This window comes from Mycolicibacterium palauense, from assembly GCF_002592005.1.
In the GTDB taxonomy this organism is placed as follows: Bacteria; Actinomycetota; Actinomycetes; order Mycobacteriales; family Mycobacteriaceae; genus Mycobacterium; species Mycobacterium palauense.
Map to the genome: position 1 here is coordinate 83,349 of NZ_NVQF01000005.1, position 13,924 is coordinate 97,272.

The window sequence follows — 13,924 nt, forward strand, 5'->3', positions numbered from 1 at the left end:
TCGAGCCGACACAGAGAGAAGAACCCATGAGCTCGCGCTCCCCGTTCGACCTGACCGGGCGCACCGCGCTGGTCACCGGCGGAAACCAGGGCCTGGGCAAGGCGTTCGCCACCGGCCTGGCCCAGGCCGGGGCCACCGTCGCCTTCTGCGGGCGCAACGCCGAACGCAACGAGAGGACCGCCGCCGACGCCGCGGCCGCCGGACTGCCGATCCACCCCATCACCGCCGACATCACCCGGTCCGCCGACGTCGAGAAGATGACCACCGACGCGGTGAACCTGCTGGGGCACATCGACATCCTGGTGAACAACGCCGGCACCTGCTACCACGCCGACTCCTGGGACGTCACCGAGCAGCAATGGGACGACGTCTTCGACCTCAACGTCAAGGCGCTGTGGGCGTGCTCCCTGGCCGTCGGCGCCCACATGCGCGAGCGGCGCTCGGGATCGGTGGTCAACATCGGGTCGATGTCCGGGCTGATCGTCAACCGCCCGCAGATGCAGCCGGCCTACAACGCCTCCAAGGCGGCGGTGCACCACCTGACCAGATCGCTGGCCGCCGAATGGGCGCCGCTGGGTATCCGCGTCAACGCGGTGGCCCCCGGGTACGTCAAGACCGACATGGCACCGGTCGACCGGCCCGAATTCCAGCGCTACTGGATCGAGGACACCCCGCAGCAGCGTTACGCCCTGCCCGAGGAGATTTCGCCGGCGGTGGTGTTCCTGGCCGGTGACGCGGCCTCGTTCATCACCGGTTCGGTGCTGGTGGCCGACGGGGGGTACACCGCGTGGTAGCCACCGTCCGCCGCGTCGTCGTCAACGCCCTCGACGATGTGGTCATCGAGGAAGTGCCCCAACGGGATCCGGGCCCGGGCGAGGCCCGGGTGCGCACCAGCGTGGTCGGTATCTGCGGGTCCGACCTGCACGCCGCCTGCGGCCGGCACCCGTTCATCGAGCTGCCCTACCGGCCCGGCCACGAAGTCGTCGGTGTCGTCGAGGCGGTCGGCGCCGGGGTCGAGGACTGCTGGGTCGGCACCCGCGTCGCCGTCGAACCCAACCTGGCCTGCGGTCACTGCCCCCAGTGCCGCGACGGGCGGTACAACATCTGCCGGGAGCTGCTGGTGCTGGGCTGCCAGACCCCGGGCGGGCTGGCCGACTCCTTCACCGTCGCGGCGGACCGGTTGGTGGCGCTGCCCGACGATCTCGACGACCGGCACGCGGTGCTGATCGAACCGCTGGCCACGCCCGTGCACACGGTGCGGCGCGCGGTCGAGACCGTCGGCGACCTGGCCGGGCGGCCGGTGGTCGTCATCGGTGCCGGCCCGATCGGGTTGTTCGTGCTGCTGGCCGCGCGCCACGCCGGCGCCCGCGTGGTGGTCGCCGACCTGCTGGAGTCCAAGCGGGCCCGGGCCGAACGCCTCGGCGCGGCGGGCACGTTCGACCCGGCCGCCGCCGACGCGATCGGCACGGCCCGGCGTGCGCTGGGCGGGCCCGCCGCGGTCGTCTTCGACTGCGTGTCCCGGGAGAGCTCGGTGGCCCAGGCGGTCGAGCTGGTCGACAAGGGCGGGGCCGTCATGGTCGTCGGCGTCGCCGACGGCGCGGTCCCGGTGCCGCTGGGCCTCATCCAGGACCGCGAACTGGCGCTGATCGGCAGCCTGATGTACGTCCGCCGGGATTTCACCGCCGCGGCCGACCTGCTCGCCTCCGGTTCCGTCCCGGTCGACGAGATCATCAGCGCCGCCTTCGATCTGCGCGACTCCGCCGACGCCTTCACCGCCTCCTCGGACCCGGAGAACGTGAAGATTCTGGTCACCGTGGGTCCCGCCGCGAGCGGTGCGGAGGTGCGCCATGACTGAAGCCACCAGCCAGCCGGCCGGCGAGGCCCTGCTGCAGTGCCGCGACATCCGCAAGAGCTTCGGCGGCGTGCCCGTGCTCAACGGGATCAGCATCGACCTGCAGCCCGGCACGGTCACCGCCCTGGCCGGTGAGAACGGCGCCGGGAAGTCGACCCTGATGAAGATCATCAGCGGGCAGTACGCCGCCGACGCCGGCACCGTCACGGTGCAGGGCGAGCGGCTGGCCCCCGGACACACCCGGGACGCGGTCCGCCGCGGCGTGGCGATCGTCCCGCAGGAACTGGCCTCCATCGAGCACATGACGGTCTACGAGAACCTCTTCGTGGGGCGGGAACTGACCCGGGGGCCGTTCCTCAACCGGCGGGCCATGATCGCCGAGGCCCGCCGGACCCTGGCCGTCTTCGACGTCGACATCCCCCCGACGGCCAAGATGGGTGGCCTGCCGGTGGGTCTGCGGCAGATCGTCGAGATCGTCAAGGCCGCCCGTACCGGTGCCCGCGTGGTGATGCTCGACGAACCCACCTCGGCGATCTCCGAGCGCGAGGTCGAAGGGCTCTACAAGATCGTGCGGCAGCTGCGCGAACACGGCGTGGCGATGGTCTACACCACCCACAAGATGGCCGAGATCCGCGCCATCGCCGACCGGGTGGTGGTGTTGCGCGACGGCGGCCTGATCGTCGACACCCCCATCGGCGAGATCACCGACGACGAGATCGTCAACGCGATGATCGGCCGCGAACTCGACACGCTGTTCCCCGAGCGTCCCGAACCCGGCGACCGGACCGTGCTCGAGGTACGCGAGCTGCAGGTGGCCGGTGCCAGCCGGCCCGTGTCGTTCACGGTCCGGGCCGGGGAGATCCTCGGGCTGGCCGGGCTGGTCGGCGCGGGCCGCACCGAACTGCTCGAGGCGATTTTCGGGGCCCGCCACTCCAGTTCGGGCGAGGTGCTGGTCGACGGGCGGCGGGTCAAGCGCAACGCCCCGGCCGCGGCGATCACGGCCGGGGTGGCGATGGTGCCCGAGGACCGCAAGCTCAACGGCGTCGTGCTGTCGATGAGCGTGCTGGACAACGGCTGTCTGCCACGGCTGTCGGCGTTCTCGGTCGCCGGCTGGCTGCGCGGCAGGTCGCGCAGCAAGGCGGTGTCGGACGTGATGAGCTCGGTCCGGCTGCGCACCAACGGGCTGAGCCAGGAGGTCGGCACCCTCTCCGGCGGCAACCAGCAGAAGGTCGTGCTGGCCCGCTGGCTCACCGGCGAGGTCAACGTGCTGCTGCTCGACGAGCCCACCCGCGGCGTCGACGTCGGCGCCCGCTCGGAGATCTACCGGATCATCACCGAGTTCGCCGCCCAGGGCATGGCCGTGGTGATGGCGTCCTCGGACATGCCCGAGATCGTCGGCCTGTCCCACCGCGCATTCGTGATGCGCGACGGCGCGGTCGTCGGCGAACTCGACCGCGACGACCTCGACCACCCCGCCGTCCAGGAGTCGGTCTTCCGGCTCGCCACCGCCCTGGACGCCACGCCGGACCTCAACGCGGAAAGCACCCACCAGGAGGCAGCATCGTGACCACCCAACTGAGCGAACAGGACACACCGCCCGGCGCACACTCGCACACCGTGGCCTCGGCCACCACCGGTGAACCGGTCAAACTGTTCTCACCCGGCTGGTTCGGCGGCATCGCGCTGCGCTACTCCATGGTCATCGTGATGCTGCTGGTGATCGCCTACTTCTCCTACCGCAGTGCGCGATTCGCCACGCCGGAGAACCTGGTGACCATCCTGGTCGCGGCCGCCCCGTTCGCGCTGATCGCGCTCGGGCAGACGTTGGTGATCCTCACCGGTGGCATCGACCTGTCCGTGGGCAGCGTGATCGCGGTGTCGGCGATGGCCGCCGCGGCCACCGCCAAGGCCAACCCGGGCCAGGTGTGGATGACCGTGCTGGTCGCCATGCTGGTGGGGCTGGCCGTCGGGGCGCTGAACGGAATCCTGGTGTCACGGCTGAACGTCCCACCGTTCATCGCCACGCTCGGCACGCTGACCGCGGGTTCCGGCATGGCCTACGTGATCGGGGGCGGGGCACCCATCAACGGCCTGCCCGCCGAGTTCGGCACGATCGCCAACACCCGCATCCTGGGACTGCAGATCCCGGTGCTGCTGATGATCGTCGGGATCGTCGCGTTGGCGGTCATCATGAAGCGCACCACCTACGGTATGCGCGTCTACGCCGTCGGCGGTAACCGCGCCGCCGCCGAGATCGCCGGTATCAACGCCCGCAACGTGCTGTTCAGCGTCTACGCCCTGTCCGGTCTGCTGGCCGGGCTCTCGGGGGTCATGCTCGCCTCGCGGGTGATCTCCGGGCCGCCGAATCTGGGGCAGGGCTACGAGCTCGACGCCATCGCCGCGGTGGTGATCGGCGGGGCCAGCCTGATGGGCGGGCGCGGCACCATCTGGGGTACCGCGCTGGGCCTGTTCATGATCATGACCCTCAACAACGGCCTGGACATCCTCGTCGTCCCCGCCTACTGGCAGGACGTCATCAAGGGTGTGCTGATCGTCGCGGCGGTGGCCGTCGACGTCTGGTCCTCCAGGAGGCGCACCTGACACTGTGCCGCAGAGCTTTCCAGGCATTCCAGACTTTCCAGTCACCGCCACAACCCGACAATCGACCAACGAGGGAAAGATTGATGAGACTCACCACCAAGATCGCGGCCCTGGCCTCGGCCGGGCTGGTCACGCTGGGGCTGACCGCCTGCGGGGCCGGAGACACCTCCGCCAACGACGACACCAAGCGCATCGGTGTCACCGTGTACGACATGAGCTCGTTCATCACCGCCGGCAAGGAGGGGATGGAGACCTACGCCAAGGCCAAGAACATTGAGCTGGTGTGGAACTCGGCCAACAACGACGTCGCGACCCAGGCCAGTCAGGTCGACTCGATGATCAACCAGGGCGTCGACGCCATCATCGTCGTTCCGGTGCAGGCGGATTCGCTCGCCCCGCAGATCGCCAGCGCCAAGTCGCACGACATCCCGCTGCTGGCCGTCAACGCCGAACTCGACAGCGATCAGCTGGCCGGCAACGTTCAGCCCGACGACGTCGCGGCCGGCGCGCAGGAGATGCAGATGATGGCCGACCGTCTCGGTGGCAAGGGCAACATCGTCGTCCTGCAGGGGCCGCTGGGCGGTTCCGGTGAGATCAACCGCGGCAAGGGTATCGACCAGGTGCTGGCCAAGTATCCCGACATCACGGTGCTGGCCAAGGACACCGCGAACTGGAAGCGCGACGAGGCCGTCAACAAGATGAAGAACTGGATCTCCAGCTTCGGGGACCGGATCGACGGCGTGGTGTCCCAGAACGACGACATGGGCCTGGGTGCCTCACAGGCGCTGCGCGAGGCCGGACGCACCGACGTCCCGATCGTGGGGATCGACGGCATCGAGGACGGTCTGAAGGCGGTCCAGAGCGGTGAGTTCATCGGCACCTCGCTGCAGAACGGCACCGTCGAGCTGTCGGCGGGCCTGGCGGTGGCCGACGCGCTGGTGAGCGGTCAGCAGGTCAACACCGACCCGGTGTACGTCATGCCGGCGATCACCAAGGACAACGTCGACGTCGCGTTGCAGCATGTGGTGACCGAGCGGCAGAAGTTCCTCGACGGGCTGGTGGCGCTGACCGAGCAGAACCTCAAGACCGGCGACATCGCCTACGAGGGCATCCCCGGACAGCAGCAGCCGCAGTCCTGATCGACCGACCCCGAGGGGAAGACCCCGGTCAGCCGACCGGTGTCTTCCCCTCGTCGGCGTTGTCGGTGGCACCGGTGGGGTAGGCGTGGATGAGCGCACTGGTCAGCTTGGGCACGGCGTGGATGAGGTCGTGTTCGGCCTGGTGGGCGAGGCGGTGCGCGTCGCCCAGGCTCAGGGCGGGGTCGAGGTCGAGTTCGGCGTCGGCGTGCAGGCGGTGCCCGATCCAGCGCATCCGCACGCTGCGCACCGCCCTCACCCCGGGGCGGGAGTTCAGCGCGGCCTCGGCGGTGTCGACGAGGCCGGGATCCACCCCGTCGAGCAGGCGGCGGAACACATCACGCGCGGCGCTGCGCAGCACGGCCAGGATGGCCACGGTGATGAGCAGTCCGATGATCGGGTCGGCCAGCGGGTAGCCCAGTGCGACACCGCCGGCGGCGAACAGCACCGCCAGTGAGGTGAAGCCGTCGGTGCGGGCGTGCAGACCGTCGGCGACCAGCGCCGCCGAACCGATGCGCCGGCCCACCCGGATGCGGTAGAGGGCGACCCACTCGTTGCCCAGGAATCCGACGAGCCCGGCCAGGGCCACCCACCCGACGTTGTCGATGGGTTCGGGATCGATGAGCCGCCCGATCGCCTCGTAGCCGGCGATGATGGCCGACAACGCGATCATCGCGACCACGAACAGCCCGGCGAGGTCTTCGGCGCGTCCGAAGCCGTATGTGTAGCGCCGGGTCGCCGCCCTGGTGCCCACCGCGAAGGCGATCCACAGCGGAACGGCCGTCAGGGCGTCGGAGAAGTTGTGGATGGTGTCGGCGGCCAGCGCGATCGACCCGGAGGCGGCGACGATCGCGATCTGCGCGACGGCGGTCAGCCCGAGGACCACCAGGCTGACCTTGACCGCGCGGATCCCCTCGTGGCTGGACTCCAGCGCGCCGTCGACGCTGTCGGCGGCGTCGTGGCTGTGCGGGGCGAAGATCTCCGTGAAGACGCCCCGCACACCCCGGGGGTGGGAGTGGGAGTGGGAACGGGAGTGGGAGTGGGAATGGGAATGCTCGCCCGGGGCGCTCATGATGGCGGCGCCGTCGGCCGGTGAGCCTCGGTGGTCATGCTCCGCACGCCCGGATCGGCGCGGTGGTGGGAGGGCACCCCGGGGCCGGCATGTTCGGCGTTGAACACCGCGTCGAGCACCAGTTGGCGGACGTGCTCGTTCTCCAGGCTGTAGTAGATCGTGGTGCCGGCCCGCCGGGTCCGCACCAGGCGGGCCATCCGCAGCTTGGCCAGGTGCTGCGACACCGACGGCGGTGGCTTGCCGACCCGCTCGGCGAGCTCGTTGACCGACATCTCACCGCCGGTCATCGCCCACAACACCTGGATGCGGGTGGCATCGGCCAGCATCCGGAAGACCTCGACGATGAGGTTCACCTGGTCGGTTTCCAGGGGCGGGCCCGTCCCACTACCTGCATTCATACGCAGATACTAACCTACGTAGGAAGTTCGGGGTAACGATCGCCGGCCCGGGCCCGAAGAGGGTAATGACAGTTAGGTCCGCGCCCCCTGTGACGAGCCGTTAGTCTCGTGACAGACCGGTACCCCGACAGAAACGGCACAGGCTCATGACCCAACCGCACCGCACCGCGAGGCCACGGACGACCAAGGCTGCGCGGCTGGCCGTGATCGGGGGATTCGCCGGGCTGGCGCTGGCCCTGGCCGGGCCTGCCGCCGCCGACCCGCCGCCCCCGGTGCCGCCGGGGGTTCCGCCGGTGCCGGCCCCGCCGGCGCCCGGCCCGCCGATGCCCGCCGTTCCGCCCGTGCCGGGTGCGCAGCCGATGGCCGCCCCCGCTCCGGGCGCTCCGCTGCCCCCCGCGCCGGGGGCGCCGCTGCCCCCGGGGCCGCCGATCGTCCCGCCGGTGATGCCCGGCGCCGGACCCGGAGGGCCCGGGGCCATGGGCCAGCTCGGGGCCGTCAAGGATCTGTGGAACGAGTTCAACTCGGCCCCGGGCGACTTCCTCGGGGTGCTCACCCCGATGGGACCGGACCCCAACACGCGGCAGATGCCGATGCTGCCGCCCGGTGTGTACCCGGAGGGCGTCGAGGCGCCACTGCCGCCGGATCAGCAGCCGCTGTTCTCCTGAGCGTGACCCGGCCGGCCCCGGCGGACGGTTCCCGGCTCGACGCCGATCAGTTGGCGGCGCTGGCCGCGGTGGTCGAGTTCGGCAGCTTCGACGCGGCCGCCGCGCGGCTGCACGTCACGCCGTCGGCGGTCAGCCAGCGGATCAAGGCGCTCGAACAACGGGTCGGGCGGGTGCTGGTGGTCCGGGAGAAGCCGTGCGTGGCCACCCCCGCCGGGGTGCCCCTGCTGCGGCTGGCAGCCCAGACCGCGCTGCTGGAAACCGAGGTGCTCGGCGAGCTCGGCGGCGGGGCGGCCGAACGCACCCGGGTGGCCCTGGCCGTCAACGCCGACTCGATGTCCACCTGGTTCACCGACGTCTTCGCGCTGCTGCCGCGGGTGGTCTTCGACATCCGGATCGAGGACCAGGACCACTCCGCGCGGCTGCTGCGCGAGGGTGTGGTGATGGGGGCGGTGACCACCGAACGCACGCCGGTGCCCGGGTGCCGGGCCCACCCGCTGGGTTCGATGCGCTACGTGCCCGTGGCCAGCGCGGACTATGTGGCCGAGCAGCTGCCCGACGGGTTCACCGCCGAGGCGGCGCGCCGGGCGCCGTCGCTGGCCTGGAACCGCGCGGATGCGTTGCAGGACATGTTGCTGCGCAAGGTTTTCCGCCACGACATCGCCCGTCCCGTGCACTACATCCCGACGGCGGAGGGTTTCGCCGCGGCGGTGCGCGCCGGGCTGGGCTGGGGCATGTACCCCGAGGGCATCATCGAGGAGTCCTTCGTCCGGATCGCCGGGGAACACCTCGACGTTCCGCTGTACTGGCAGTGCTGGAAGCTCGACAGCGCGACGGTGCACGACCTCACGCGTGCGGTGCGGCGGGCCGCCGGCCGGCTCGGCCCGGCCGGGTAGCCGACGGGGCAAGGCCGCACGCCGGCGCACACACCTGTGGTTCACTGGCGCCATGGCGACCATCGAAGTGGGAGAGCGGGTCCCGGCCCACCGGCTCGACGCGATCGACGGGACGACCGTGGACGTGCCCGCTCCCGGGCGGTTGGTGCACCTGCAGTTCCGCCGGTTCGCCGGATGCCCGATATGTCACCTGCACATGCGGTCCTTCGCCCACCGGCACAACGAGATCCGCGACGCCGGGATCACCGAGGTGGTGGCCTTCCACTCGGCGGCCGAGACGCTGCGCGCCTACCAGGGTGACCTGCCGTTCCCAGTCGTCGCCGACCCCGACCGCGCGCTGTACCGGGAGTTCGGCGTCGGGTCGTCGGCCGCGTCGATCGCCCATCCGAGGGCGTGGCTGGCCGCGGCCCGCGGCGCCGTCGGCCAGCGCTCACTGACCGCGGGTATCGGCCGCGGGGAGGATCACCTCGGCAAGCCCGCCGACTTCCTGATCGCCGGGGACGGCACGGTGCTGGCCCGCAAGTACGGTGCACACGCCGACGACCAGTGGTCGGTGGACGAACTGCTGGCCCTGGCGTCGCAGTCCGCTGGCTGAACCGGCTAGTTGAGCTGGTGGGCAGGCTGTTTGGGCCGCAGCGCCACCAGGGCGGTTCCGCCGGCGAACAGCGCCGCCATCACCACCGGGAAGTGGCCGCCGGGGGCGAAGCCCGACGCGGTGAAGCCGAGCAGCGCGACCGCCACCATCAGCCCGCCGGCGTACAGCAGCGGCTCGATGAGCGGGCGCGGCACCGGTACCGGGGCGGTCGGCAGGGGTGCCGAGACGCGTTTGCGCTGCCAGGCCAGCAGCACCATCTCCGCGGCGGTGACCACCGTCAACACCACCAGCCACTCCAGCCGGGCCAGCCACCAGGCCGTGGTGTTGACCTCGGGTTGCGGCAACAGCCCGGTCGGATAGGCCACCAGGGACACGGCCACCGCGGGGATCAGCTGCCACAGGTACAGCGCCATCACGTTGGCGTTCCCGAACGCCAGCACCCGCTGCTTGAACGGTGTCCGCAGCCATCGGTCCAGCGCCGGGGCCGCCCAGATGGCCAGGCCCGCCTGGGTGAACCCGAACGCCAACAGCGCGACCGTCGGCGGGGTGGTGTTCTTGATCGCCTCCCCGGTCACCCCGATCATGCTCGGCGGGTAGGGGCCGGGCCCCAGCAGCAGCGCCAGCGCCACCGCGGAGCCCAGCGCCAGGACCGCCGGCCGCCGGCCGATCATCAGACCGCCCCGCCAGGCGATCCCCAGCTGGTAGAACGCGCCCCAGGCGAACAGGTAGTTGACCGCACCGAGGTAGGCGGGCACGCTGCCGAAAAGCGTCAGCGCGTCGACGGCGGCGACCGCCGCCGTCAGCGCGGCCACCGCCCACAGCCCGAACCGGCGGTGCGCGGCCACCGCCAGCGGCGTCGTGAGTGTCACCAGCGTGTAGATGGCCAGGAACCACAGATGCAGCGCCACCGCCCAACCGGCGAAATCCAGGTTCGCGCCGGGCACCCCGGCGGGGATCAGCACGGCCATCACCACCAGGACCAGCCCGACGTAGATGCCCGTCGGCCCGAGCATGCGGGTCATCCGGTGGCGGATCCAGTCCTGGCGCGTCCCGCCCCGTTCGTCGTGCCAGCGCCTCCACGACAGCGCCCCCGCGTACCCGCCGACCACGAAGAACAGCGGCACCAGCTGGAACGGCCAGGTCAGCCACTGCGTGAAGGGGATCACCTGCAGGGGGTCGATCCGGTTGAACGTCCCGTCGCTGTAGGTCATGCAGGCCAGCAGCCAGTGGCCGTAGACGATCATCACGACACCGAAGACCCGGTAGAAGTCGATCGCCAGGTTGCGGGCCGGGGTGGACGGCTGTGCGGTGTTCATTCGGCTCCGGCGCCCGGCCGCCTCAGGCGGGCTGTTGGAGCAGCTCGGCCATCCGCGGCATGACCGCCTGGATGGCCTTGAACGGACGGATCATCACCTTGAACTCCACGATCTCGTCCTCGTCGTTCCAGGTGATCATGTCGACCCCGTCGACGAGGATGCCGTCGAGGTTCGCGGTGAACTCCAGCACCGCCGAACGCTCGGCGAACCACTGCCCGACATAGCGGAAATCCGCACCCGAGAACAGCTTCTCCGCCGCCGACAGGTACGCCTTGGTCACCGCGCGCCCGCGTTGCGGGGTGAACACCGCGGGGGAGTGGAACACCGCGTCCTCGGCGAGCAGCTCGTCGAGCCGGCCCGGGTCGCCGCTGCCGACGAACTCGAGCCAGCGCTCGACGATGGGCGGTGTCGGCGGTGTCGGCGGTGTCGGCGATGACATGGTTACTCCGTTCGTCGGGGACCCGAATAGTTCTGCCACGGTGAATAGTCGGCGAGCAAGTCCTCCTGCGGTGGACGCAGCTCCTCGGGCACATTCTGCAGGTTGATCCGGATCCGGTACCAGATCGACGACGGGCCCCGCATGCCGTCGACGAGGATGTCGGCGGGATCCAGCCGCGCCGCGGTGTCGGGGTGGCGTGCGCGCCAGGTGTCCAGTGCCGCCATCGCCTCGGGCCGGGTTCTGGTGCGCGCGACCTCGATCAGCGGCGGTTTGTCCGCCCTGGGGGCCTTCTCGGCGGGGCCCAGCTCCTCGGCGAGGGCCAGCAGCGCGGTCAGGCCGCCGGCGTGCTCGTCCATCGACTCCCACGGGTCACCCAGCTCGGCGTAGCGGCGCGGCACCGTGGCCACGGTGAACTGCTCGGGCCGGCAGACGCCGACCTCGTCCCAGGTCAGCGGGGTGGAGACGCGGGCGTCGGGCAGCGCACGCACCGAGTAGGCCGAGGCCACCGTGCGGTCCTTGGCGTTCTGGTTGAAGTCGACGAACACCCCGCGGCGCTCCTCCTTCCACCAGCGGCTGGTGGCCAGTCCGGGGGCGCGGCGCTCCACCTCGCGGGCCACCGTCTCGGCGGCCAGCCGCACCTGCCGGTAGGCCCAGTCGCGGGTGATCCGCGCATAGACGTGGAAACCCCGCGATCCCGACGTCTTGGGCCAGCCGGTCAGCCCGTGATCGGCCAGCACCTCGCGGGTCACCAGCGCCACGTCGACGATCTGGCCCCACTCGACGCCGGGCATCGGATCCAGGTCCACCCGCAGCTCGTCGGGGTGTTCGAGGTCGTCGGCGCGCACGGGGTGCGGGTTGAGGTCCACGCAGCCCAGGTTGACCGCCCAGACCAGCCCGGCGGCGTCGCGCAGCACGGCCTCCTTGGCCGAGGTGCCCGACCGGTACTTCAGCTCGGCCACCTCGATCCAGTCCGGGCGCTTCTGCGGGGCCCGCTTCTGGAAGACCGCCTCCTCGGAGATGCCCTTGACGAAGCGTTTGAGGATCATCGGGCGGTCGGCGACACCGCGCAGCGCGCCATCGGCGACCGCGAGGTAGTAGTGGATCAGGTCGAGCTTGCTCACCCCCGCATCGGGGAAAACGACCTTGTCGGGATGGGTGACGCCCACCTCGCGGCCGTCCACCTCCAGCACCAGCGGACGGGCCATCCCTGCATGGTAGTTCCGTCGCTGTTCCGAGCCGTACTGCGACCTATGTCACATACAGTGTGGCCATGCCCAAGCTGACCGACCTCCCGTTCCAGGCGGCCGCACTGATGCAGCAGTATGCCGAGCGTGGTGCCGCCGAACTTCACTACGCCCGGAAGATGCTCGAATCCGGCGCCCTGAAGCTGGAAGCACCGCAGAACCTCGCGGCCATGGTCGCCGACATCCGCCGCTGGGGCGAGTTCGGCATGATCCCGGCGCTCAATGCGCGCCGCACCCCCGAGCGTCTGGCCGTGATCGACGACGACGGGGAGATGACCTTCGCCGAACTGGACCGGGCCGCCCACGCCACGGCCAACGGGCTGGCGGCCATGGGGGTCAAGGGCGGTGACGGGGTCGCGCTGCTGATCCGCAACCACCGCTGGTTCCTGGTGGCGCTGTACGGGGCCGCCCGGGTCGGTGCCCGCGTCATCCTGCTCAACAGCGAGTTCTCCGGCCCGCAGATCAAGGAGGTCTCCGAGCGCGAGGGCGCCAAGCTGGTCATCTACGACGACGAGTACACCGCGGCCGTGGCCAAGGCCGAACCGCCGCTGGGCAAGCTGCGGGCGTTGGGCAGGAACCCGGACAAGCCCGATCAGCCGAGCGAATCCAGCGACGAGACGCTGGAGCAGCTGATCGCGCGCAGCAAGACCACCCCGGCGCCCAGGGCCGAGAAACACACCAAGATCATCATCCTGACCAGCGGCACCACCGGCACGCCCAAGGGTGCCAACCGCAGCACACCGCCGTCGCTGGCGCCGATCGGTGGCATCCTCTCGCATGTGCCGTTCAAGGCCAACGAGGTGACCTCGTTGCCGGCCCCGATGTTCCACGCGCTGGGGTTCCTGCACGCGACCATCGCGATGATGCTGGGCTCGACGCTGGTGCTGCGCAGGCGGTTCAAGCCCGCCACCGTGCTCGCCGACATCGAGAAGCACAAGGTGACCGGCCTGGTCGTGGTGCCGGTGATGCTCTCGCGCATCCTGGACACCCTCGACGAGATGGAACGCCGCCCGGACCTGTCCAGCCTGCGGATCGTGTTCGTCTCGGGTTCGCAGCTGGGCGCCGAGCTGGCCACCCGGGCCATCAAGTCGCTCGGGCCGGTGGTCTACAACCTGTACGGCTCCACCGAGATCGCCTTCGCCACCATCGCCCGCCCGCAGGACCTGCAGAAGAACCCCGCCACGGTGGGGCCCGTCGTCAAGGGCGTCAAGGTCAAGATCCTCGACGACAACGGCAACGAGGTGCCCCAGGGCGAGGTGGGCCGGATCTTCGTCGGCAACACCTTCCCGTTCGAGGGCTACACCGGCGGCGGCGGCAAGCAGATCATCGACGGCCTGATGTCCTCGGGCGATGTCGGCTACTTCGACCACAACGACCTGCTCTACGTCAGCGGCCGCGACGACGAGATGATCGTCTCCGGCGGCGAGAACGTCTTCCCGGCCGAGGTCGAGGATCTGATCAGCGGCCACCCCGAGGTCGTCGAGGCCACCGCGCTCGGTGTCGAGGACAAGGACTGGGGACATCGGTTGCGCGCCTTCGTCGTCAAGGCCGAGGGGGCCACCGTCGACGAGGAGGCGATCAAGACCTACGTCAAGGATCACCTGGCCCGCTACAAGGTGCCGCGCGAGGTGATCTTCCTCGCCGAGCTGCCGCGCAACCCCACCGGCAAGATCCTCAAACGCGAACTGCGCGACATCGAGATCAAGTAGGGGT

14 protein-coding genes are annotated in these 13,924 nt (G+C 70.5%); 9 read left to right on the forward strand and 5 right to left on the reverse strand.

Annotated features, from left to right (window positions below; translation table 11 throughout):
- Positions 1-26 precede the first annotated feature (26 nt).
- The 5 genes from CSR00_RS03600 to CSR00_RS03620 all read left to right on the forward strand — a co-directional run bounded on the left by CSR00_RS03600 (position 27) and on the right by CSR00_RS03620 (position 5,592).
- On the forward strand, positions 27-794 hold the full coding sequence (locus tag CSR00_RS03600; protein WP_099021030.1) for an SDR family NAD(P)-dependent oxidoreductase: 768 nt from the start codon (positions 27-29) through the stop codon (positions 792-794).
- Entirely contained in the window at positions 788-1,855 is a 1,068-nt protein-coding gene (locus CSR00_RS03605; RefSeq protein ID WP_099021031.1) for a zinc-dependent alcohol dehydrogenase, read from the forward strand. Before CSR00_RS03600 ends, CSR00_RS03605 begins: the two co-directional genes overlap by 7 nt.
- The gene (locus tag CSR00_RS03610) at positions 1,848-3,419 is read left to right on the forward strand and encodes a sugar ABC transporter ATP-binding protein (protein ID WP_099021032.1); all 1,572 of its coding nucleotides are present in this window, start codon (positions 1,848-1,850) and stop codon (positions 3,417-3,419) included. The genes CSR00_RS03605 and CSR00_RS03610 overlap by 8 nt, the downstream gene beginning before the upstream one ends.
- Entirely contained in the window at positions 3,416-4,453 is a 1,038-nt protein-coding gene (locus tag CSR00_RS03615; protein ID WP_099021033.1) for an ABC transporter permease, read from the forward strand. The genes CSR00_RS03610 and CSR00_RS03615 overlap by 4 nt, the downstream gene beginning before the upstream one ends.
- 83 nt (positions 4,454-4,536) lie before the next feature.
- Positions 4,537-5,592 carry a substrate-binding domain-containing protein gene (locus CSR00_RS03620; protein WP_099021034.1) on the forward strand — a complete coding sequence of 352 codons (1,056 nt, stop codon included), beginning with the start codon at positions 4,537-4,539 and terminating at the stop codon, positions 5,590-5,592.
- Between the two features lie 28 nt (positions 5,593-5,620).
- On the opposite strand, the gene CSR00_RS03625 is transcribed toward CSR00_RS03620, so the two are convergent.
- The gene (locus CSR00_RS03625; protein WP_099021035.1) at positions 5,621-6,661 is read right to left on the reverse strand and encodes a cation diffusion facilitator family transporter; all 1,041 of its coding nucleotides are present in this window, start codon (positions 6,659-6,661) and stop codon (positions 5,621-5,623) included.
- Positions 6,658-7,059, reverse strand: a complete 402-nt coding sequence (locus tag CSR00_RS03630; protein ID WP_099021036.1) for an ArsR/SmtB family transcription factor — start codon at positions 7,057-7,059, stop codon at positions 6,658-6,660. Before CSR00_RS03630 ends, CSR00_RS03625 begins: the two co-directional genes overlap by 4 nt.
- Positions 7,060-7,205: 146 nt before the next feature.
- Between CSR00_RS03630 and CSR00_RS03635 the strand changes: the two genes are divergently transcribed.
- Genes CSR00_RS03635 through CSR00_RS03645 form a run of 3 tightly spaced genes read left to right on the forward strand, consistent with a single transcriptional unit; the run spans position 7,206 to position 9,212 of the window.
- Positions 7,206-7,724: a hypothetical protein gene (locus tag CSR00_RS03635; RefSeq protein WP_099021037.1), complete on the forward strand. Its 519-nt coding sequence runs from the start codon at positions 7,206-7,208 to the stop codon at positions 7,722-7,724.
- 2 nt (positions 7,725-7,726) lie between these two features.
- A complete protein-coding gene (locus CSR00_RS03640; protein ID WP_099021038.1) occupies positions 7,727-8,617 on the forward strand; it encodes a LysR family transcriptional regulator ArgP in 891 nt (296 codons plus the stop codon).
- A 52-nt stretch (positions 8,618-8,669) separates the two neighbouring features.
- A complete protein-coding gene (locus tag CSR00_RS03645) occupies positions 8,670-9,212 on the forward strand; it encodes a peroxiredoxin-like family protein (RefSeq protein ID WP_099021065.1) in 543 nt (180 codons plus the stop codon).
- 5 nt (positions 9,213-9,217) lie between these two features.
- On the opposite strand, the gene CSR00_RS03650 is transcribed toward CSR00_RS03645, so the two are convergent.
- Genes CSR00_RS03650 through ligD form a run of 3 tightly spaced genes read right to left on the reverse strand, consistent with a single transcriptional unit; the run spans position 9,218 to position 12,172 of the window.
- Positions 9,218-10,528: an acyltransferase family protein gene (locus CSR00_RS03650; RefSeq protein ID WP_099021039.1), complete on the reverse strand. Its 1,311-nt coding sequence runs from the start codon at positions 10,526-10,528 to the stop codon at positions 9,218-9,220.
- 22 nt (positions 10,529-10,550) lie between these two features.
- Positions 10,551-10,967, reverse strand: coding sequence for a nuclear transport factor 2 family protein (locus CSR00_RS03655; RefSeq protein ID WP_099021040.1), 417 nt, complete (start codon positions 10,965-10,967; stop codon positions 10,551-10,553).
- Between the two features lie 2 nt (positions 10,968-10,969).
- On the reverse strand, positions 10,970-12,172 hold the full coding sequence (gene ligD, locus CSR00_RS03660; protein WP_099021041.1) for a non-homologous end-joining DNA ligase: 1,203 nt from the start codon (positions 12,170-12,172) through the stop codon (positions 10,970-10,972).
- 65 nt (positions 12,173-12,237) lie between these two features.
- Between ligD and fadD2 the strand changes: the two genes are divergently transcribed.
- The gene (fadD2, locus tag CSR00_RS03665) at positions 12,238-13,920 is read left to right on the forward strand and encodes a long-chain-fatty-acid--CoA ligase FadD2 (protein WP_099021042.1); all 1,683 of its coding nucleotides are present in this window, start codon (positions 12,238-12,240) and stop codon (positions 13,918-13,920) included.
- Positions 13,921-13,924 lie beyond the last annotated feature (4 nt).